Annotated in this window: 22 protein-coding genes and 1 other annotated feature; of the genes, 8 read left to right on the top strand and 14 right to left on the bottom strand. The window is 41.8% G+C overall.

Annotation, left to right across the window (positions count from 1 at the left end; translation table 11 throughout):
- Positions 1-11: 11 nt before the first annotated feature.
- From G6R08_RS15480 to G6R08_RS15460, 5 genes are all read right to left on the bottom strand, one after another.
- A complete protein-coding gene (locus G6R08_RS15480) occupies positions 12-410 on the bottom strand; it encodes an acyl-CoA thioesterase (RefSeq protein WP_163529120.1) in 399 nt (132 codons plus the stop codon).
- A gap of 16 nt (positions 411-426) precedes the next feature.
- Complete coding sequence (locus tag G6R08_RS15475) at positions 427-1,299, bottom strand: 3-hydroxyacyl-CoA dehydrogenase family protein (protein ID WP_163529118.1); 873 nt, start codon at positions 1,297-1,299, stop codon at positions 427-429.
- 360 nt (positions 1,300-1,659) lie between these two features.
- Positions 1,660-2,871: an MFS transporter gene (locus tag G6R08_RS15470; protein ID WP_163529116.1), complete on the bottom strand. Its 1,212-nt coding sequence runs from the start codon at positions 2,869-2,871 to the stop codon at positions 1,660-1,662.
- A gap of 255 nt (positions 2,872-3,126) precedes the next feature.
- Positions 3,127-4,029 (bottom strand): ectoine hydroxylase, encoded by a 903-nt coding sequence (gene thpD, locus G6R08_RS15465; RefSeq protein ID WP_163529114.1) that lies wholly within the window; start codon positions 4,027-4,029, stop codon positions 3,127-3,129.
- Between the two features lie 231 nt (positions 4,030-4,260).
- Positions 4,261-4,794, bottom strand: a complete 534-nt coding sequence (locus tag G6R08_RS15460) for a GNAT family N-acetyltransferase (RefSeq protein ID WP_163529113.1) — start codon at positions 4,792-4,794, stop codon at positions 4,261-4,263.
- 145 nt (positions 4,795-4,939) lie between these two features.
- Between G6R08_RS15460 and G6R08_RS15455 the strand changes: the two genes are divergently transcribed.
- From G6R08_RS15455 to G6R08_RS15445, 3 genes are all read left to right on the top strand, one after another.
- Entirely contained in the window at positions 4,940-5,134 is a 195-nt protein-coding gene (locus G6R08_RS15455) for a hypothetical protein (protein ID WP_163529111.1), read from the top strand.
- Positions 5,135-5,410, top strand: a complete 276-nt coding sequence (locus tag G6R08_RS15450) for an OsmC family protein (RefSeq protein WP_163529109.1) — start codon at positions 5,135-5,137, stop codon at positions 5,408-5,410. It begins immediately after the preceding gene.
- Positions 5,411-5,522: 112 nt separating this feature from the next.
- Positions 5,523-5,678: a DUF1540 domain-containing protein gene (locus G6R08_RS15445; RefSeq protein ID WP_163529107.1), complete on the top strand. Its 156-nt coding sequence runs from the start codon at positions 5,523-5,525 to the stop codon at positions 5,676-5,678.
- A gap of 162 nt (positions 5,679-5,840) precedes the next feature.
- Here the strand turns inward: G6R08_RS15445 and G6R08_RS15440 are convergent, their stop codons facing one another.
- Both G6R08_RS15440 and G6R08_RS15435 read right to left on the bottom strand, forming a co-directional pair.
- The gene (locus G6R08_RS15440) at positions 5,841-7,316 is read right to left on the bottom strand and encodes a catalase (protein WP_163529105.1); all 1,476 of its coding nucleotides are present in this window, start codon (positions 7,314-7,316) and stop codon (positions 5,841-5,843) included.
- Positions 7,317-7,468: 152 nt separating this feature from the next.
- The gene (locus tag G6R08_RS15435) at positions 7,469-8,260 is read right to left on the bottom strand and encodes a nucleotidyltransferase domain-containing protein (protein WP_163529103.1); all 792 of its coding nucleotides are present in this window, start codon (positions 8,258-8,260) and stop codon (positions 7,469-7,471) included.
- Between the two features lie 86 nt (positions 8,261-8,346).
- Here G6R08_RS15435 and G6R08_RS15430 point away from each other — a divergent pair, with 86 nt between their 5' ends.
- Positions 8,347-9,090 carry a nuclease-related domain-containing protein gene (locus G6R08_RS15430; RefSeq protein WP_163529101.1) on the top strand — a complete coding sequence of 248 codons (744 nt, stop codon included), beginning with the start codon at positions 8,347-8,349 and terminating at the stop codon, positions 9,088-9,090.
- A 400-nt stretch (positions 9,091-9,490) separates the two neighbouring features.
- Here the strand turns inward: G6R08_RS15430 and G6R08_RS15425 are convergent, their stop codons facing one another.
- The 5 genes from G6R08_RS15425 to G6R08_RS15405 all read right to left on the bottom strand — a co-directional run bounded on the left by G6R08_RS15425 (position 9,491) and on the right by G6R08_RS15405 (position 14,242).
- A complete protein-coding gene (locus G6R08_RS15425; RefSeq protein WP_163529099.1) occupies positions 9,491-10,753 on the bottom strand; it encodes a glutamate-5-semialdehyde dehydrogenase in 1,263 nt (420 codons plus the stop codon).
- A gap of 84 nt (positions 10,754-10,837) precedes the next feature.
- Entirely contained in the window at positions 10,838-11,971 is a 1,134-nt protein-coding gene (gene proB / locus G6R08_RS15420; RefSeq protein ID WP_163529097.1) for a glutamate 5-kinase, read from the bottom strand.
- A gap of 59 nt (positions 11,972-12,030) precedes the next feature.
- Complete coding sequence (gene proC, locus G6R08_RS15415) at positions 12,031-12,873, bottom strand: pyrroline-5-carboxylate reductase (protein ID WP_079526409.1); 843 nt, start codon at positions 12,871-12,873, stop codon at positions 12,031-12,033.
- 319 nt (positions 12,874-13,192) lie between these two features.
- A complete protein-coding gene (locus G6R08_RS15410; RefSeq protein WP_240339743.1) occupies positions 13,193-13,480 on the bottom strand; it encodes a thioredoxin family protein in 288 nt (95 codons plus the stop codon).
- Positions 13,481-13,624: 144 nt separating this feature from the next.
- Positions 13,625-14,242 carry a DUF421 domain-containing protein gene (locus G6R08_RS15405; RefSeq protein ID WP_163529094.1) on the bottom strand — a complete coding sequence of 206 codons (618 nt, stop codon included), beginning with the start codon at positions 14,240-14,242 and terminating at the stop codon, positions 13,625-13,627.
- 102 nt (positions 14,243-14,344) lie between these two features.
- Positions 14,345-14,555 (top strand) — a binding site (T-box leader).
- A 39-nt stretch (positions 14,556-14,594) separates the two neighbouring features.
- Here G6R08_RS15405 and argS point away from each other — a divergent pair.
- From argS to G6R08_RS15385, 4 genes are all read left to right on the top strand, one after another.
- Positions 14,595-16,277 (top strand): arginine--tRNA ligase, encoded by a 1,683-nt coding sequence (gene argS / locus G6R08_RS15400; RefSeq protein WP_163529092.1) that lies wholly within the window; start codon positions 14,595-14,597, stop codon positions 16,275-16,277.
- A gap of 14 nt (positions 16,278-16,291) precedes the next feature.
- Positions 16,292-16,846, top strand: a complete 555-nt coding sequence (locus tag G6R08_RS15395; protein ID WP_163529090.1) for a uridine kinase family protein — start codon at positions 16,292-16,294, stop codon at positions 16,844-16,846.
- Positions 16,847-16,906: 60 nt separating this feature from the next.
- A complete protein-coding gene (locus tag G6R08_RS15390; RefSeq protein WP_420810423.1) occupies positions 16,907-18,385 on the top strand; it encodes a DHA2 family efflux MFS transporter permease subunit in 1,479 nt (492 codons plus the stop codon).
- 528 nt (positions 18,386-18,913) lie between these two features.
- Entirely contained in the window at positions 18,914-19,396 is a 483-nt protein-coding gene (locus G6R08_RS15385) for a ribonuclease H-like YkuK family protein (protein ID WP_079526797.1), read from the top strand.
- Positions 19,397-19,524: 128 nt separating this feature from the next.
- On the opposite strand, the gene G6R08_RS15380 is transcribed toward G6R08_RS15385, so the two are convergent.
- Both G6R08_RS15380 and eutH read right to left on the bottom strand, forming a co-directional pair.
- The gene (locus G6R08_RS15380) at positions 19,525-20,439 is read right to left on the bottom strand and encodes a DMT family transporter (protein WP_079526401.1); all 915 of its coding nucleotides are present in this window, start codon (positions 20,437-20,439) and stop codon (positions 19,525-19,527) included.
- Positions 20,440-20,839: 400 nt separating this feature from the next.
- Positions 20,840-22,000 (bottom strand): ethanolamine utilization protein EutH, encoded by a 1,161-nt coding sequence (gene eutH / locus G6R08_RS15375; RefSeq protein WP_163529086.1) that lies wholly within the window; start codon positions 21,998-22,000, stop codon positions 20,840-20,842.
- Positions 22,001-22,086: the final 86 nt, after the last annotated feature.

Here is a 22,086-nt window from a genome sequence, read left to right as displayed (position 1 = left end):
ACATGTCCCTCCTATTTTGCTGCCATTTGATATGCTTCCAACTGTTTCTTCATGTCTTCCGATAACGGAGCACTTTGCTGCAATTCAAAGTCAAATTGTACAATTACACTTGACCCCTTCGCGACAATCTCTCCTGATTCTTTCTCATATATTTCCTGATCCAAATGAAAACTTGAATTACCAATTTTAGCTACTCCACTTTTAATGACCAGCTTTTGTTTAAAATAGACCTGCTTTAAAAAGTCGCATTTAATAGAAGCAAGAATAAAATTCCAATCTTCTTTTACTAACTCTAAATCTTCAAAAAAACGTATTCTAGCATCCTCTAAATAAACAAAAAAGTTATTATTATTGACGTGTCCTAGTAGATCTGTTTCGCAAAACCGTACTCCTACTTCTATTTTATGCATGAATCATTTTCCTCCTCTAGTTGTTCACTTTATGACTATAAGTATAGAAACCTTTACCCGTTTTCCGGCCAAATTCACCAGCTTCTACTTTTTCAATAAGAGTCCTTGATGGTTGATCATTTGGATCACCGGATTCTGCATACCGCTGCTGCATAACGTAATATCCAACATCGATTCCTGAGAGATCCATCAGTTCAAACGGGCCGATGGGATGACCTAACGCCTTACGAGTAATTTTGTCTATATCCTTGAAGTCAGCATATCCTTCTTCGTACAAGGCCATTGCTTCCTTCTGGATGGCAAACAGAATCCGATTCGCAACAAAACCGGAAATCTCTTTTTGCAAAAGGATGGCCGTACGATTCATCTGGTCACAGACATTCATTGCAAGTTGGATCGTTTCGTCTGATGTATGGTCGCCCTTGACGACTTCTACACAATCCATGACGAGCGGCGGGAAGAAGAAATGCATATTGCACACTTTCCCCGGCCTCGATGTCGCATCAGCAATTAATGAGCTTACGATCGTAGACGAATTAGTCGCAAACACCGCATGCTTTGGAGCAACTTCATCTAACTCTGTAAAGACTTTACGCTTCACCTCAAGTTTCTCTACAACGGCCTCAATAACAAAGTCTGCATCACTTGCCGCTTCTCGTAAGTCCGTAGTAAACATAAGACGCCCAAACGCATCATCACGCGCTTCTGCGGTAATCTTCTGTTTGCGCACCCACTTGTCCATAATCTTCGTTAATTTTGTTTTCGCCTCGTCAAGTGAATCCAGACTCATATCTTGTACATTCGTTTGTAAGCCTGCGAGTGCACTGAGCATTGCAATTTGGTGACCCATTGAACCCGCTCCAATTACTGCTACCTGTTCAATCGTCATATGGCTCCTCCCCTGTTGCTTATAGATTTTTTAACCTTTGTAAAAATGGATATTCATCACAGCGTTTGTTTAACGATCATTTAGACATACTTACCAGTTGGTATGTAAACTCATTTTATATCGACTATTCTGAAAATTCAAGTCAGATAATGAATATTCATTCATTTAATTCATTCCAAAAACCCAACAAAAAGAGCTGGGACGAATTTGAATTAAGCATAAAGTAACCCGAACTATTTTATCAAAATTAGTTCGGGTTATTTGTGTGTCAAGAAAGGACTTTCTACCATCGCTGCATTACTATTCAATTTTATTGTTCGATTTTTGGCATCATTGCTTTATATATGTCCCAGCCTCTTGTTAGGTTGACGCAGGACGCAAGTAAGTTCTTTTGCCCCACAAAACACCAGGGATAACAAGAACAGCAAGCGAAATAACGCCTGCCCAGCCCCACCTGCTCCATAAGAAACCTGTGATCGTACCACCACCGGATACACCTACGTAATAACTGACAAGATAGAGACTTGAAGCCCCTCCCTTGTGATGGGTGGCTTGTTGATTGACCAGCCATGCCATCATCGAATGAATGACAAAGAATCCTAAGCACATAAGAATCAAGCCTGTATACACAAGCGGTGCCATTGGTAATGTCGTGACAGCAATCCCTGTCAGCATCACTGTTGAACTTATTATGATAATTTTGCTTAAATCAAATGTAAGAGACAGCTTACTGGCAAGTGGTGAACCGACCAATCCCATGCCATAGGCAAAATAAGCTAACGTAATCGTTCCAATCGATAAATAATAAGGAGCCTCCATTAAATAGAAGGGCAAATAAGTCCAAACTCCTGTAAATGCCAGTTGAATCACAATCCCCATATAAAAAGCTGGAATGAGATTTTTATTTTTCAAATGGACAAACATCATAGCCAAGTCTTTTTTTACTGAAAGGTTACTTGCCACAAAGTTTTGAGATTTAGGAAGCAAGAAAACAAATAATAGGAAGAAAACTGTTTCGATCCCAAATAGCAACCAAATCGCGGTCTGCCAGGACATTTGCTCAGTCAGGTAACCAACGAAAACCCTGCCAAACATACCACCAACAGCATTACTGGCTATGTAAAAAGAGATGCCAATCCGTACGCTGCGCTGTTCAAATTCCTCTCCAATATAAGCAATGGCTGCAGCAGGCAGCCCAGCTGCAAAAAATCCCTGAATAAACCTTAGCACCAATATATTCGTAAAGGACTCTAGAAAGGGAATAATAAATAATGGAATGATAGAGAGCAGAATTGTTCCTTTCATTAAGGCGACTCTTCCCCATCTATCTGACATCAGTCCGAAAAATAACAACCCTAAAATTAGGGAGAAAATCGTTAAGGACAACATTAAACTAGATACCGTCGGGGTCACTCCGAACTCGCGTGCAAACTGGGGCAGAATCGGCTGCACCATATAAATATTTGAAAAGGTCATAAACGAGGCGACTGTCAACGCCACAATGGCCATCCAAAAAGGTTTGTCTTTTGATGTATATCCTGATTGGCCTGTCATATTTTCCGTTTGGCCCATATGAATCACTTCCTATCGCCTCGATGTTAAAAACATAAAAACATAACTCCCTGAATTTAAGAGACAGGAGTTTAGTTTCCAGATAAAAAATTTATCCTGGTGAAATGTTGACCAAAAACCGAATTCTTGTCATATATTATAACTCATTTTTGTTCAAACATAAAAAAGGCTGTTTCAAATGGAACGTAGTCCCAATTTGAAACAGCTTGTTATATAGTCAGTAACTCTTTTTGGGAAAGTTCCTCTCTAGTGAATTTACTTACTCTCCGTTAATGTTGGAGCACCGTCTCGTACAGCGATAAATTCAGGACGTTTTTTCCCTCCTGAATAAGGCTCCACCAGCTGATTTTCCACACTATTATAAACCATGAACAGATTGTTACGGCTGTACGGTGTAATATTGCCGTTTGACCCATGCATGGTATTACTTTCGAATAAAGTAATCGATCCAGCTTTTCCAGTCGGCACAGAAATGCCGCCGCCTTGCTCAGCCAGCATGCTTAAATTATCATGATCCGGGACTCCAAGCTTCTGCTTCTGCAATGACTCTTTATAGTTATTATCAGGCGTTTCCCCTACACAACTGACATAGTAGTTATGGGACCCAGGTATAAGCATCAATGGCCCGTTAAACGTGTAATTATCAGATAAGGCGATAGACAGACTAACCGCTCTCATCCTCGGCATGCCATCTTCCACATGCCATGTTTCAAAATCAGAATGCCAGTCAAATTCTTTTCCAGTAAAACCAGGTTTGTAATTAATACGAGACTGGTGGATATAGACGTCACTCCCAAGGAGATGGTTGACGATATCAAGTAAACGCTGATCATTGGCCACTTTTTTAAAATAGTCGTCATCCTGATGCACATGGAAAATGGACCTGATTTCGTCACTTTGCGGCTCACGAACTACTTTGTCAGAAGTAATGTTTTCACTGGAATCCTGCAGTTCAAAAATGCCTTTTTGCATTTGAGAAACTTCTTGCTCAGAGAAGAAATTTTCGATCTGTAAAAAACCATTTTCTTCATAAAAATCAAGCTGTTCCCTGGTAATAGGTGCTTGATTGTCTTTTGAGCGATCCGTGTGAATCACAGGGTCTTTCCGCTCCAAAATCTCCGGCTTATTATTCAGTCTAGAAGGGTATAAATCTTTCATCAAAAAACACTTCCTTATCAAAAAAATTTATTCTTCGAAGCCGTATTCCTAGTTGCTGTTATCACTGATTTCCCCTCGAGAAACTTTCCCACGTACGGAATTCATACCCACTCTAAAAAATGATAAACACCATTATCCACGAATCCTGCGATAAAAGTAGGATAACTTAATAAGACGCAAAAAAAGGCAGCAAAAAAGTACTAAATGTAATAGAAAAACACTGTGAAATGCTCAATCGATTTCACGCTGCTTTATGCTTACCTGACCTTGTACAATGGAGTAAACCAGTGTGTCCTTCTCATTAAATTTAACAGTTTTTTCATAAGAAAGACCTGTTTTTCGTGCAACAAAAATGGAAGCAGGGTGATCAGGGTTAATCAAAGAAATTAACTTGTCAGAGCGAAGCTCATACAACCCATAGTTTTTAAACAGGATCGAAGCCTCCTTGGCAAAGCCATTGCCCCAATAGTTTGGGTGCAGCCAATAGCCGATTTCCAGTTGATTTTCCCCGTCTATCTCTTGATTTACTAATCCTGCATGGCCTATTAATTGATGGCTCGACTTAAGAGCCATTGCGTACAAGCCTATCCCTTCCTTGTACTGTGGGAAAAGCCAATTTTCCATACTGCTTTTGGCTTCTTGAAAGGTTTTTACTTTTCCCTTTCCGATATAGCGGACTACCTCAGGGTTCCCCCATAAAGAAGCATAAAAGTCGAGGTCATCCCTCGTATAGGGTCTGAAGATCAGCCGTTCACTTTTCAACATATATATTACCTCACTTTTCTAAAATTTTGATCACGAGGTAATCGCAATCACGCCATTTGTATTAGTACAAACAGGATAATGAAATCAAAGTTTCACAAGTATATAACAAGGGAACAGGTGAGAAAAGGGAGAAAGGAGATCAAAAATGACAGAACCCATTGAGATTTCGAAGATCCGTATTTATCAGGACCAACCGCCGAATCGCCGCGCTTATATCGGCAACTTTGAAGAGCCTTTTCATTACGGGATTCATGGTGGTGTGAAGGATTTTTACCAAAAGGAACCAGAAACTGAACATCCATCGACGCTTGACCATATTGTTGCAGCAGCTGCTGGCTGAATGATCGGGACACTTTCTGGCGCGCTGGAGGCGCGCAGCATACCAACGTATCCTGATAAACTGAAAGCAGATGCTGAGGGCACCATTGAGGCTCCTGAAGGTGTCATGAAAATTACACACATTCAAATTCATTTTCACGTAGAGATCCCAACAGGCAAACGGACTGAAGCCGAACGCGCCCTAAACGTGTTTGAACGTAACTGTCCAGTAGCGCAAACATTAAAGGGCAGTGTCCAAATTGATTATGATTGGGAGATCGAAGAACAAGATGCTTAAGCTAAAATAATAAGCCTGTTAACACAGGGATATGGTTAATTACGCCATATCCCTGTCAGCCGTATCAATACCTCTCATTTTGCTCATCATACAAAACAAGGAGGTGTGATACATGGCACAAGATGTTCTTTGTGAAGTAAATAACTGTAAGTATTGGGGTTCAGGCAACAAATGTAATGCAGACTCTATTTATGTAGTCAGTCACAAGGGTAAACATGCCCATCATAGTGAAGAAACAGATTGTAAAACATTTAAGCCAACCTCTTAACTATTTTTCAACAGGCGAGATCAGTTTCAGACTGATCTCGCCTGTTCATTATGCATTACTTATTAAAAAAGAGTACCATCCTATTCTTAAATGATCTAGTACCTTATCCAATGTTTTAATAAAAAACCGCCTCCCTATTAAGGAGGCGGCGCACACTGCATTTTATACAGTTCGACCTACATACTCATCTAGATCGATCTTAGATTTTTCTGCTAAAGTTTTGCCAAGAGACTCATCAGCATGGTAAAAGTTAGCAATCGCCCGTCCTACAATATTACGATCCTTAATTTGATCGAAGTCGCCAAGTAAGTTCCGGATTAACGCATCTTTCTTATCCTGATCATAACTTCGGTAAATTCGACCAGCTTGACCATAATAATTTGGTTTATCAATGATGGAACGTTCAATTTCTCCACTTAACGGCTGAGCAGGTTCTTCATAACCATCAATTGGCTTTGGCTCACCTTCGTGGCTGTTCGGTTCATAATTGGTATGGCTGATACCTGTGTTTTGAGCCATGAACCCTTCTTGCTGATTGTTACTTACACCCTTTTTCGGTCGATTAATAGGCAGCTGTAAATAATTTGGTCCAACGCGGTGACGCTGTGTATCTGAATAAGAGAATAAACGACCTTGAAGCAGCTGGTCCTCAGATGGCATCATTCCGGGGACGAGCACGCCTGGATTAAAGCCGACTTGTTCTGTTTCTTCAAAAAAGTTATCCACGTTTTTGTTTAAAGTCATGGTTCCGACAAGCTCCCATGGCACGTCCTCTTCTAACCAATCTTTGGTGGCATCTAAAGGATTAAAGTCAAAGTCATCCAATTCATCTGGACGAAGCACCTGCACATACAGATCCCACTCAGGGTAATCCCCAGACTCAATCGCATTATATAAATCTACAGTTGCATGGTTGAAGTCTTTCCCTTGAACTTCCTGAGCCGCATCAGGGGTTAAATTTTTAATTCCCTGCTTCGTCACCCAGCGAAGCTTAATATAGAACGTTTCACCGTGTTCATTGTACCATTTAAACGAATGTACACTGGAACCGCGCATATTGCGATAGGTTGCTGGAATTCCTTCATCTGTAAACAAGTGAATCATCATGTTCGTTGATTCTGGAGACAGGGACATAAAGTCCCAGTAACGAGCCGGGTCTTGAACATTTGTCACAGGATTCGGCTTCAGAGAATGAATAACATCAGGGAATTTAATAGCATCCCGAATAAAAAAGATTGGCAATGTGTTGCCTACAAAGTCATAATTTCCTTCATCCGTATAAAATTTAACTGAGAAACCGCGCGGATCTCGTGCTGTTTCTGGTGAGTGTTTTCCGTGTATAACGGTTGAAAAACGAGTGAAGACAGGAGTTTCTTTTCCTTCTTCCTGCAAGAAATCGGCTGTTGTATATTTTTTCATACTGTTCTTAGTAACAAAAACACCGTGTGCCCCTGCTCCTCGAGCGTGAACGACACGCTCTGGTATACGCTCACGATCAAAATGAGCGATCTTCTCAATCATTTGATAATCTTCCATAAGTATAGGACCATTTCTACCTGCTGTTTTGGAATTTTGGTTGTCAGAAATCGGCACACCTTGATTCGTCGTCATGCGTTTACGATCATTTTTTTCAGACATAATACCCTCTCTTTCCAAATAAGTAGTGGGGTGAATTCAAGAAAGTTCTCACCTCCTGCCTTCACTTTACCTATCTACCCTTGAGATAAAAGGTACAAACTTGTTTTTAATGATTATTATCTAAAAATTTATAAAAAAATTGCAGAATTCAGTCATATTACCTTCGATGTACTTCTAAGAGTTTCTTTTATCATCCTTTCTAAAAAAGCGACGGTGTCTGCATATTTAACTGCCGTTAACTCACCAGAGATCCATTTAAACTCATGAGCCAGCATCTTGGCAGCCTGAGTGGCAGCCGAGATATGATCGCTTACCGTAATATGCTGGTACACATCCTGAAGCTTCATTATCCATTCTTCTGGAAGCGACCGTTCAACCGTTTTTAAGCCGAGTTGAGCACGATCAGGACAGTAATGATGAAGCAGAATTCTCGCCACATTTACCATGACATCATTGAGCACCTTCACACACCAAAGATCGTTTCCCCGGTCAGCTGATTTTTTATATTGAAGCAGGAAAAACACAGCATCATCCACCGCATCTACAAATTCCTGTTCCGACAAACGCAAATGCTGAGTTGGACGGAATTTCTCCATTACTCCCTCCGGATCATACAACACTTTGAAATAATCTTTATGTGAAAGTGTTTTCTCCGTCACAGTAAATAAATCCATATGCAGCAGGTTATCGTATACGGTAATGATTTGCGGAGCTATAATGAAGATATCATCGCAAATGAGAATCTCCCGGTACTTCTCTAAGTGCTGCACTCGGTCCTGCAAAAAAGCTTTTTCGTCTCGTTCGTCTACCAAACAATACAAATCTACATCAGAATGCTCATCACTCTCCCCCCGCCCCATCGATCCTTTTAAGAAAACTGCTCTGACTCGTTCATCCTTCTCTAAACTCTCTGTCACGAGCTTAACCGCTTCATCTTGTCTCATTAGATAACCCCCTTTTAAAAATTCAGATTACATCATCGTACCACTAAAGGATTTTTCTTACAATCTAATAATGGAGTGATTTACTTTTGAAAAATCGAACCAAGACTATGACTCACACCCAATTGGAAACCTTACTCAACCGCCTGCACCTAAATCATTATAAACGAAGCGATGTCCAAGAACAGTATGTCAGACAGAAGGCCGGCCACTATGGAGAGTCCACCGCCGACCATTACCTTCAATATTTGCCTCAAGAACATTATCTCACCATTCAAGACCTCCGACTCTTCGATGGGATCCATTATTTCCAAATCGACGCAATGGTCCTTTGCCCGGAATTCATCTTGATTCTGGAAGTGAAAAACTACAAAGGAAAGCTTATCTTTGACCTCGAACATCAGCAGCTTTTTCGCAAGTATAACGACCAAATAGATACCTTCCCTGATCCTTTTTTACAAGTCGAACATCAGGCGATGCAGCTTCAGCGCTGGCTGGCTCAGTTTAACTTCCCTGAAATCCCTATTCGTTCTTTCATTGTGGTGGCAAGTCCGAATACTGTTATCAAAACTCACGGTCGTGACCGCCAACAATTTAACAAAAGAATCGTTCGCGCCAAGAATATTTACCATTCAGTAAATAAGCTCCACGCTAATTTTGAGAAGAGCATTTTGAAAATGGAACAAGTTAAGGATCTGGGAAATTGTCTGCAAAAAGGAAATACACCCTATCGAGGCAGAGCCATTTTAGAAAGATTTGATCTTTCTGTCGGACCTGGTCATGGGTGTACAATGCGCGAAATGTCTTCAATATCCAATGGTCCGGAAACGTGATCACTGGAGTTGCTTGAGATGTGGCTTTAAATCTAGAGATACTCATCTGGCAGCGCTTAAAGATTATCAGCTTCTAATCAGTAATGAGATTTCGAATCACGAATTTCGGAAATTTACAGGGATGAACTCGAGGAAAGTTGCCTGGAAATTGCTATCAGAAGTCTGTCTCCAACATTCTGGCCAAACAAAAGATCGAAAATATATGCTCGGTTTTCTTTAGGAAACAATCTTGTAGTGTTAGGGAACAATCTTGCTGAGAACGGGAACAATCCTGCAGTGTTAGAGAACAATCACTCCAGCTAGAGAACAATCCACCATCGTTAGAGGACAATCACTCCTCACTCCCCGAAAAAACATAAAAAAGGAAGGGAAACATTCGTTTCCCCTCCATTAAAATCATTTATCGAATTTGGCCGTCGCCTTTCATTAGGAATTTAACGGTTGTCAGTGCCGGTAATCCCATTGGACCACGAGCATGCAATTTTTGAGTTGAAATACCGATTTCTGCTCCAAATCCTAAAGCACCGCCATCTGTGAAACGTGTTGATGCATTGTGATATAAGGCCGCTGCATCAACAAGGCTTAAGAAGGTTTGAGCCACTTTGTTATCTTCGGTTACAATTGCTTCTGAATGCTTCGTTCCATAAGTCTCGATATGGGCGATTGCCTCAGTAAGATCATTAACTGATTTCACAGCGATATCTGTGCTGAGATATTCGTTAGCCCAGTCTTCCTCGCCTGCAAGTACAGCTCCTGGAATAACGCTCATCACGTGCTCATCCCCATGAACGGAAATGCCGTTCTGTTGGAAGGCATCCACAAGAGCTTCGCTATTTTGTGCAAGCCAGTCTTTATGAACGATAACCGTTTCGGCTGCATTACATACTGCAGGGCGATCCGTTTTGGCATTCACTAAAATGTTGATCGCTTTTTCAACATTAGCTTCCTTATCGATATAAATATGGCAATTGCCGACCCCGGTTTCAAGAACCGGAACAGTAGCATTTTCAACCACAGCTTGAATCAGCTTGCCGCCGCCACGCGGGATTAATACATCGACGTGTTCCTTCATCGTAAAGAGCTGATTAGTTGCGGCACGGTCTGTACTGGCAATGAATTGCACAGTTTCTTTAGGAATCTTCGTCTCAGAAAGTCCCTTATGAATAACGTCTACAATCGCCTGGTTAGAATTGATGGCCGAAGATCCGCCTTTAAGAATAATAGCATTGCCGGACTTAAGTGCAAGCCCAGTTGCATCAACCGTTACATTCGGGCGTGCTTCATAGATCATGCCGATAACACCAAGAGGTACAGTCACTTTTTCAACTTGGAGACCATTTTCGAGTTTCCAATCCGAAAGAATGTTACCCGTTGGATCATCAAGCTTAGCTACTTCACGCAATCCTTCAGCAAAATCCTTGACCCGCTCTTTTGATAAAGACAAGCGATCCATAAAAGCATCTGAAAATCCTTTCTCACGGCCGTTCGCAAGATCCTTTTCATTGGCTGTCAAGATCGTTTCGTATTCTCTTTCCAACACATCTGCCAGGTGGAGGAGTGCTGCATTTTTCTCTTCCGCGGAAAGTACCATTAACTTTTTAGAAGCTTTTTTGGCCTCCATTGCTTGTTCCTCAACGTTCACATTACTTTTTATTAGTGTCATCCAAGACCTCCTTGAGTTATTGATCCCTCATCAAAGCAGGGAAATGGTGCTGGTGAATGGTTCAACGAACATGATCAGTCTTTCTTACACACCTACTGGTAGTGAAACTTCCAAGTGGCAAACTAAATCTTTACTTTCAATGGCTGCCAGCTCATACGATTCAAGTTCTGGATCTGTTAATCCGATCATTTCCTCTAATTGTTCTGAAGAATAGTTCACGACGCCAAGACCTATTTCTTCACCTTCTAGGTCATGAATACGGACAACAGCCCCTTTTTTGAAGCGGCCATTTACATGATGAACATTCATTGGCAGTAAGCTCTTCTTCATATCTACAATCGTTTCTCTCGCACGATGATCGATCGTTACTTCCCCTTCAGGACCAGAGTTAAACGCAATCCATTGTTTCTTCTGATTTAAATTTTCTTGATCTGGAGTTGGCTCAAAATAAGTTCCGACGGCGTTTCGATAAACAGCATCATATACGATGTTATTCGTACTGGCTTTTCCTAAATAGGAGGAGATGCCTGAAGCCATCGCAATTTTAAAGGCATCAATTTTAGATTTCATGCCGCCAGTACCCACGTCGCTGCCAGGATCGCCGGCTGCTTCTTCGATTTCTGGTGTGATTTCGTACACGCGATCAAGCAATTTGGCATTCGCATCTTTTCTAGGATCTGCATCATAAAGCCCATCAATATCAGATAAGATGATCAGGTCATCTGCATCCACAAGACCCGCTACTTTAGCAGAAAGTGTATCGTTGTCGCCGAATTTCAAGCGGTCGATCGTAATAGTGTCATTTTCGTTTACAATCGGAATAATTCCCCGTTCCAACAACACATTAATCGTATTGCGCGCGTTATTATAACGGTTCTCATCTGAGAAGTCGCTGCGAGTAATCAGAATTTGAGAACCCATATATCCATGTGATAAAAATAGGTCAGAATAGGATTCCATCAGCAGTCCTTGACCAATAGAAGCGGCAGCTTGTTTTTCAGGTAATGAACTAGGACGTGATAAGCAGCCAAGCTTACGGTACCCTGCTGCCACTGCGCCTGACGATACAAGAAGTACTTCATGCCCATCGTCCTTAAGCTCTACAACTTCATCGACAAGTTTTTCGAGTTTGCGGCGGCTGATTTCCCCGTGAAGACTCGTTAATGAACTGCTTCCAATCTTAATTACTACACGTTTCTTATTTGTCTCGTTAACCAACTTATCACTCCTATTTCTACGTTGTGTTTCATTTATATCAAATTCGTTCTGAATTTCAGTTATTTCTGACCGACAAGCATGCCTTCCAATTCTTTACTCATTTCCTTTGAACGGCTTGCTGCACCTTTTATCGCTGCGGAAATTGCGTTTCCTCCGCCTGCTCGATTTAATGCATCAAGTCCTGCTGCAGTTGTTCCGTTTGGTGACGTAACATTTTCTCGCAGTTCGGATGGCGTAATATCCTGCTCAAGCATCATTTTTGCTGCTCCAAGCAAAGTCTGAGCCCCAATCTCTCTTAACGTTTCCCGATCTAAGCCTTCAGCACTTCCTGTTTCTTCAATGTGTTCCATCAAATAGTAGAAGTAAGCAGGTCCGCTTCCTGCAATCCCTGTAAATACATCCATTTTATCTTCTTCTATGACGAACACTTCTCCAATAGACTGCAGTAATTCTTTCGCTACCAGCACATTATCCATTCCAGCGAAATTCCCCGGACACACAGCAGTCGCTGACTCTCTGAGCATGCTTGATGTGTTCGGCATCACACGAATCACTTGCTGTTCTTCATTCAGGCGTTCTTCCATATAAGAAGTGGAAATACCTGCAAGTACAGATACCAACACTTGATTTGGTGTGATCTTATGTCTTAAATCTTCAAGAACAGCATCAATATCTTTTGGCTTCATAGCTAAAATAAATTGATCTACTTCTGAAAAATTTAATTCATCTTTTAAAACTGTCCGTACACCGTATTTATCTTCAATCTCATTTAGACGATCTCGATTACTTCTATTCGTAACAATAATTTGTTCGGCAGGAATATTCCCGGATTCAACCATTCCAGAAATCATAGCTTCTGCCATTGATCCTGCACCTAGAAAAGCAATCTTTTGTTTGATCATATGAGTTAATCTCTCCCGTTCGCATTTTTTGTTCGCTCTTTAATATGACGTTTTTCATCATAACACTTGGGAAATGTATATCAAGGGTTATAAAACAAGTCATGCCTATAAACTCCAATTAGTGAGCGTAAGCGGTTTCATGGAGAGATATTTGCGATTCATCCTTTCTCATCGCAATTAATGAAGTTACAAGCGAATATATGGAGATTTATTTTTTTACAAAAAAAGGGTAATCCCTCAATGGCAGTAATTCGCATAATATTCTAACAATTAATCTAACCCGAAAAAATACCCCACTGCTTTAAGAGTAGGGTATTGATTAATTCAAGGCCTGACTATATTTAGCTAATTGTTGGCGAAGTTCTTCAATCGGTACAAAATGAGCTTTCCGAAAAAGCTCCCTCCCTTTTGAAAAAACAAGGACTGCCGGCACCGTAAATACTGCAAGTAACCCTGCTACCTCTTTTACTTCATCCGAATCCACATGTATAGATGTGATAAGCGGGTAGTCTTCCAGGACTCTTTCAATTTGAGGGAGCAAGCTATGACAGACAGAGCATCCTTGATGTGAAACATAAATCAAAGAAAGCTGTTCTTGCTCTATCACGGTTTCTATCTCTGTTCTAGAATAGACTCGCTTCAGAACAATCACCTCATTTACTATAATGTTACGGCAATTATAATGAAATATCGGACTGTTCGGCAATTATGAGGCAAGTATTCTTATATAAATAGAAAGTCTATAAATTAGTCACTGCAGTTGTTGTGGAGGATTCTGACCGCGCCCTTTATCTTCAACCTCTTTAAAAATATCGTTTCCACTCGCAGAAGAGGACGCCTGCAGTCCTGCGTTTGAACCTAATGATTCTTTCAGAGTAATGAGCTCGTTTTTCAAATCATCAATATCCTGTTTCGTGGCAGGTTTTTTATCATCCTTCAGTTCATATCCGACTTGGCCATTCGGTTCAAGTGTTGCCGATTTCAAATCGGTTATGGATGACACATTCTGCTGCCGAAGCTTCATCTCAAGCTGATCAACCGTAAATCGAAGCTTCTTTAAATTTTTCTCCTGAAGCTGACCATTACTAATAATAAGTACAGATTGCCCGGTGATAAACTTTTCAAACCAGTTCATCTTCACTTCACTATATTCGATTACAATAAGTGTTAACACGAGCACGGCTCCAACGCCGAACGTTACCCAAATATTTTTACCAGCAACAGGTTGAATTAATAAGGAACCGATCCCAATCATAATGACCGTTTGAGCCAGTGTCATTTGTGAAATTGACTTTCTCCCGGCTACTCGTAGAATTAACGTTCCTACTACTATAATAAGTATTGCTTTCCATATCCAATCCCACTCCATATTCATCCTCCTCGTCCTGTTATTGTCCCTTATTAAACATGAACTATTCTCGAAAAAGGCATTGCAATCCCATTTAGACTCCGTTATAATCTTCTCAATATCTCAAATTCCAGGATAAAGAGAGTAACTCTTGTGTCGTCATTTAAGCGAGTCAGGGATGGTGTAAGCTTGACGGACTGCCAACGAGTGAACCGGACTTTTAAGAAGCTGCTCTGAACTCAAGTAGGAGCTGCCGGGGATAACCCCCGTTATCAATTTCAAGTGGCTGTTTTCAGCTATAAGAGTGGTACCGCGAGCCAACCTCGTCTCTTCAGGGAGACGAGGTTTTTTTTATATTAAGGAGGAATTTATAATGGAAAAACACACCCTTGCCCTGCAATTATCCCATCTGCTCGGAGAAGAATTCAGCCGTGATTGGGTCTACTCGCTAATTGAAATCCCTAAGCAGGAAAAACTCGGTGACATGGCCTTCCCATGTTTTCAACTCGCCCAATCATTTCGTCAATCGCCAGCAAAAATAGTTGCCCAACTTGCGCCGCGATTGCAGCATGACCTATTTGTGAGCGTTCAACCAAACGGCGGATATATCAACATCTTTTTAAACCAGCGTGTCCTTACTGAACAGACACTAAAGCAAATCCTCACTGAAAGCACGGACTATGGCTCCCATCAGGTTGGAGCAAATCAGAATGTTGTACTGGATATGTCTGCGCCGAATATTGCCAAACCATTTTCCATGGGTCATCTTCGTTCGACCGTGATTGGCAATGCATTAGCGAATCTCGCAGAAAAATGCGGGTATGACACGATGAAGATTAATTATATTGGCGACTATGGTACACAGTTTGGCAAACTGCTTGCGGCTTATCAGCACTGGGGAGATGAGGAGCAAATTCGCACTAATCCGATCCCTGAACTTACGAAAATATATGTGAAATTTCATGAGGAGTCAGCGCATGACGCTTCCCTTGTTGAAGAAGGACGTCATTGGTTTAAGAAACTTGAGCAAAACGATGCTGAAGCCGTAAAACTCTGGAAATGGTTTAAAGAGGCTTCCCTTGAAGAGTTTAATAAAATTTATGACTTGCTTGGTGTAACCTTTGATCTTACACGCGGAGAGGCCTACTACAATGACAAAATGGACAGTACGGTGCAACTATTGAAAGAAAAGGGCTTATTAACAGATTCCGACGGAGCAAAAGTCGTGCGCTTGGATGATGAAGGTCTTCCTCCCTGTTTGATTAAGAAAAGCAATGGCACAACCATTTATGCGACACGCGACTTGACAGCAGCCATGGACCGCTACAACAGCTATCGATTTGACGAAGCTCTCTATGTAGTCGGTCATGAGCAAACGCTGCATTTTCAACAAATCAAACATGTGCTTACGAAGTTGAACCTGCCCTGGGCTCAGGATGTCAAACATATTCCGTTTGGGATGATGCTTCAGAATGGTTCCAAAATGTCGACCAGAAAGGGCAAAACGATTTTACTGGCAGAAGTCCTGGGAGAGGCAATTGACCAGGCGAAAGCAAATATTGAGGTGAAAAATCCAGGCCTGGCTCATAAGAATGAAGTAGCGAAACAGGTTGGAGTTGGTGCGGTGATTTTTCACGATTTGAAGCATGATCGTCGTAATGATGTGGAGTTTTCGCTTCAAGATATGTTGACATTTGAAGGCGATACGGCTCCCTATTTGCAATATGCTTACGTACGCGCCCAGTCGATTCTTGAAAAAGGTGAATTTGTACTGGAAGATGCAGAGGTTTCTCTTGATGACCCGAAAGCATGGACAGTTGTGAAGCAATTACGTCTTTTCCCTGAGCTAGTTAAACGAGCTTATTCAGAATACGATCCTTCCAAGATTGCTCGCTATTTACTTGATTTAGCTAAAGCGTTTAATAAGTATTATGCGGGGACTAAAATTTTGCAGAAAGAACAGCTGCATGCACGTCTGACCCTTGTTCACAGCTTTTCGGTTGTTTTAAAGGAAGGACTGCGTCTGCTTGGCATTCAGGCACCGAAAAAAATGTAGCAGGAGTGTGGAAAATGGACTGGTTAAAAAATAATCATAAGAAGCTTTTACTAATTGGAATTGACGGCTGCGGAGGCGCTGGGAAAAGCACGTTGGCTGAACACATGATGACAATTTCTGAAAAAGGGACTGTCATTCACATGGATGACTTCTACCTTCCTTCCAGCCGAAGAGTCCACCCTCCGGACATTGGCGGACACTTTGATTGGAAACGGATGCGTGATCAAGTTCTTGAGCCCTTATTTCAAAAGCGCTCTGCCTGTTATCAACGATATGATTGGGATAACGATAAGCTGGCTGAATGGCATGACGTTCCTCCATTTGGCGTAATTGTCATCGAGGGCTGTTACGCGACACGCGATGAGCTGAGGCATTTCTATGATTATACGGTCTGGGTGGACTGTCCGCGAGAGCTCCGTCTTAAGCGGGGGCTGGAGCGTGACGGGGAGGAAGCCTTATCCTTCTGGCTTGACTGGATGGAACAAGAAGATCGTTATCAAGATAATCAGCGTCCTAGAACTAAAGTTGATTGGGTAATCGACGGATCAGAAAAAATTGAAACAAAATGATATCTTTCGTTCGTAACTTTACGTATAATAGTAGTTTGTTAGGAAGCTAAGTAAAGGAGCATATTTATGGAAGGAACGAACAAAACAAATTACGAATTTCTCGCTGATGATCCAAATTTCAGTGTAAAACCCGTCATGATCTCGCTTATTATTGGTGCGTTTTTTGCCATTTTAAATGAGACACTGCTTAATATTGCCTTAACAACGCTGATGGCTGAATTTGGCCTCTCTGCAACAACTGTCCAATGGATGGTAACAGGATTCATGCTTGTGATGGGAATTCTAATCCCTATTTCTGCATTGATGCTGCAATCGTTCACGACGAGGCAAATGTTTATGGGTACTATGACCGTCTTCACGATCGGAACTGTCATTTGTGCCTTAGCACCAACATTCCCTGTATTATTAGCGGGCCGCCTCATACAGGCCGTTGGTACAGGGTTATTAATTCCGATTATTTTTAACACATTCTTGTTAATCTTCCCACCCGAACGACGCGGAGGTGTGATGGGAATGGTCGGCCTTGTCATTATGTTTGCGCCCGCGATCGGTCCGACCCTCTCAGGAATTATTGTGGAACATTTGGGCTGGAGATTTCTCTTTATAACGGTTATACCATTTGCGCTTTTCTCCATGGCCTTTGCCTATAAGTTTTTGAAAAATGTCGGTGAAGTCACGAAACCTAAAGTTGATATTCTATCCATTCTGCTTTCGACTCTCGGGTTTGGCGGAATTGTCCTCGGGTTTAGTCTTGCCGGAGAAGATGGAGCCGGTTTTTTAGATCCCGTGGTCCTTACCCTTATTATTGTTGCGGTGGCAGCTTTAATCCTGTTCACAATCAGGCAATTAAAGATAGAAGAACCTCTTCTCGATGTTCGAGTCTTTAAATATCCGATGTTCACGCAAGCTGTTCTTTTGTTTATCATCATCATCATGGCGATGTTCTCATCTGAAATTATCCTGCCGATGTTTATGCAAGGCCCGCTTGCGTTAACGGCAGCGGCTGCAGGACTCGTACTCTTGCCAGGCAGCTTGTTGAACGGACTGATGTCGCCTGTGATGGGGAAACTTTTTGATAAATACGGACCTAGAAAATTAATGATTCCGGCTGCAGCAATCTTGACCGCCACCATGTTCTCGCTCAGCCAGGTTGGAACCAACACACCAATTTACGTGATCATTATCAGCTACATGCTGTTGATGCTGTCAGTTTCAGCAATGATGATGCCAGCCCAAACAAACGGTTTGAATCAGCTGCCGAAACAACTTTACCCGCACGGCACAGCCATTATGAATACGCTGCAGCCCGTCTCCGGAGCAATTGGTGTTTCTGTCTTTATCAGTATCATGACAGCAAGACGTGAAGGCTTTTTAGCAAATGCAGCTTCACCTGATTCCCCGGCTGCACAGTCCCAATCGATGGTAGCGGGGGTTGAGCTTGTATACTCAATTGCGTTTGCGCTGGCTTTAGCCGGGTTTATACTTACTCTTTTCGTTAAACGGGCGAAGCCGGACGATGTGGCCCATCAGCAAATTTAATCCTTTCATAGGTTATGTCTAGATAGGTTGCAAAGATTGATTTTTAACAAAAACAAACTCTATACTAGGGAGTTTTTCTGGCTGGCGGGAAACTATCGCCAGCCACCTTTTTTTCACTCTACTACACCACATTTATCTAGTTTCAATCTAGAAAGGAACCGCAAGATGAAATAGAAATGATAATGATACATAAAAAAGATTCTCCTCCACACTAGCAAGGTTTAACTAGGTGGAGGAGAATCTTTTTCGATTATACGGAATACCGTAGAAGTAAATATCGCGAGACTCCTGCGGAAAGCGAGTGATATATTCTCCCGCGATGGGAAGATAATAAAACTTGTAGAAAACCTGGTTTTTATCTACAAGCTGAGAAACTCACTTCTCAGGAGTTTGTCTTTTTTTACATGTAGAAAAAGGAAATGAATAGACTATAAGAAATGGATATTCTACACCTGTGATTCATAATCCACATAGAAAGAGCTGGTTAGGTTGAAAACCATACTGTTTCAGAATTCTGTAGAAAATCAGATGCCGTACAGTGAAGTGTTTTCCCATATTTATTCGTTTATGAAGCACGATCCTAGAGGGAATTACAAACTTATGCTCGGAACAGATTCTCAAATTCATGAGAGTCACACGTTATTTATTACGGGAATTGTCATTCAACGAATTGGCAAAGGGGCCTGGGCATGCTTTCGCAAAGTAACTGTCCCCAGGTGTATGACTGTACTGCACGAACGAATTTCCTATGAAACAACTTTAACGGAAGAAGTTGCCTCCCTCTTTACGAAAGAGTACATTGATGCCCTTATTCAGATCGTGCTCCCACACATTTATAAAGGAGCAAGTTTTATGGTAGAAGGCCATATTGACATCGGTGCTGGGGAGCGAAATAAAACCCGTGTGTATGTCAATGAGATGATGGCACGGATCCAATCTTTAGGGCTCGAACCAAAAATAAAACCGGACTCCATGGTAGCCAGCAGCTATGCAAACAAATTTACTAAGTAATCATTGAAGGTCCGATTTAGAACAGCATGATACCAACAGAAGAGTTACCATCCTACAGGATTTGTGATTACAATAAGAGGACTTTAGACAAGCAGGGGATTCAATGACCTATTTAAGCAAAGTGTGCCTCATGCTTCCTCTGCCATTTGCTGATTACTAGTCTCGTGTTTCTTTTTCGGCTTTCGAGTAGCCAAATAAACTCCGGCGAAAATAATCAGCAGTCCGATTGCTAAATTCTTCGTAATCGGTTCATCAAGCAGCACGTATCCCCAGATCATGGCAGTAATAGGTACAAGATAAGTGACCGATGCTGCGAATTCCGCACTGCTGTTTTTAACAATGTAGTAAAAGATAAGATGGGCAATCCCGGATCCGAAGCACCCCAGACCAATAATGGCGAACAAAATAAGAGGATCTGCTAATATGGCCGGCTTTAAATTAGCTGTAGTCCCAGTAAATATCGTGCCGATGAGGCCTACGAGAGCGCCAGCAGCTAGTGAACATGTGGTTAACAGCAAAACACTAGTGGCTTGCAAGTGTTTTTTTGTGTATTGTGTGGCAAACCCATAAGAAATAGTGGTCAATACCATAGTTCCTATCCCCACGAAACTCTCATGAAACAACTGTCCGACATTAAACTCCATTAGTACAAGAATACCCGCAAACCCTAATCCAATTCCCAGCCATTGGCGCTTTTTTAACACAATCGAGAAAAAAAGAAATCCAACTAGTCCGGTAAAAATTGGCGTTAAGGCATTTAATACAGCTGCTGTACTGCTATTAATCTGTGTTTCACTTAAAGCAATCAGTCCCCAAGGAAGGCCTGCATTAAAGACACCGACAACAAGCATCGGCTTCCATGGTATTGGTTTTACTATTTTCTTTCTTTTCATCCAAAGAAAGGGAAACAAGATGACCACAGCTGCAGAACATCTCAGAAACACAGTTCCCCATGGTCCTGCAGGTTCAAGCAGCCATTTTATAAAAACAAAGGACATACCCCATATTAAACTGAGTCCAATTAAAGCACTATATAATTTCAACTTCCCACACCCCTCTCAGCAGAAAAAAATTACACCCCTTTCACGACTATGAAAAAGGTGCTTACCGTACAAAATTTAAAGCTCCTAAATTATAACTCTGCCCCCTCACTCTTTAAACTAAATTGCTCAACAAAAGTTCACTAAACTTAAATATATGACTGGATTACAAATCCCGAAGATAAGGTATAATAGAAGTATAATAAACAAAGGAGTGGTGGTCATCATGTTCTCGATCTTAATGGCTGTCATCATTTTAGTGAGTATCATAGCACTCGTTGGAACACTGTACGTGGGAAGAAACGTCAACCAAACAATTGCTAAGTACGAGTCGGAAGGGTATTCTTCAGCGGAAGAAGCTGCGAGCCTCCAGTCTCATGGAAAAAGCACGAGCTTCCGCCTTCTAACTATTATTTACGGGATAACTTTTTTGATTGCTATCATCCTTATGGCCATCTTCATTTTTTAAAAAGGTATCCTCTATCTCTTCGGCAGGGCTGGTTGCCAGCCAGGCAATCCAGCCCGCCAGCACACCTGCCACTAATTTTCCAATAACCACAGATAAAATCATCTCTTTATTAACACTGGCGACAAACCCTATATGGCCGCCAAGCACAAACGCCCCGCTGACTGCAAACGCTGCGTTCATCACTTTTCCCCGCGTGTCCATTTCCTTCATCGTCGCAAGCATCGGAATGTGATGAGCAAGGGATGCAATAAACCCCGTCATAGCCAAAGAATTAATCCCAAGCTTTCGGCTAAATTTTCTCCACAATCGCTGTCCACGCTGATTAATAAACGTTACCATCGGATACGCACCTGCCAGCATGATTGTAATTCGGCCTACAATCCCTATCCCTTCCTCTATTGGTGCCATACCTGACACAATGGAAATGCCTGTTAACGTCTCTATAATGATCAGCACTAGCCCACTAATAATCAGCAGCTCGACTGCTCTGCCGAATTTAGCAAACAATCGAATTGTTACACGTGTAAACTTCCACAATCCAAATCCAATACAAACTGCCAGGACGACTGTAGGGGTCAAGTTTCGTACCATCCACCACAAGTCATAGCCTGCTACCGCTCCTCCAGCAAGACAGCCGATAGGAATCGTCATCAAGCCAATTAAAATTCCTTTTGCAAAATAAGGATAATCCTGCTTGCTGATCATCGTTAAAGCAATCGGAATCGTAAAAACCAATGTAGGTCCCATCATCGTCCCGAGGAAAGCCCAGGAAAAGACAGCAGCTTCCTCACTTTCCGCAAGCGATTCAGCAAGCTGATAAGCCCCCATATCAATTGCCAAAATAGTTGAAGCAAACATTGAAGGATCGACCCCAAGCCATTGGTATACTGGTGTAATGATCGGAGCCAGCCACGCTGAAAGGACAGGCGCCAATGAAATGATCCCTACCATCGCGAGTGCCAGTGGTCCCATCATCATAAAAGCTTCATAGAACCTTTGTCCGAGACCCCAGCGGTTATGTAAAATATAGCAATCTAATGCTCCAATCACCATAAAGATGGTCATGATCAGGAGTAGCCCATCATTAAACCACACGGCTGTCCTTCCTCCTTTTCGTTCAGAAAATTGAATGAAGATATGAAATGATCTTCCTCTATCGCCACTCCATTCTTTCATATTTT

Origin of the sequence: Halobacillus ihumii, assembly GCF_902726645.1 — a bacterium.
Classification (GTDB): domain Bacteria; phylum Bacillota; class Bacilli; order Bacillales; family Halobacillaceae; genus Halobacillus_A; species Halobacillus_A ihumii.
This window is presented reverse-complemented; position numbering and strand designations above follow the sequence as displayed.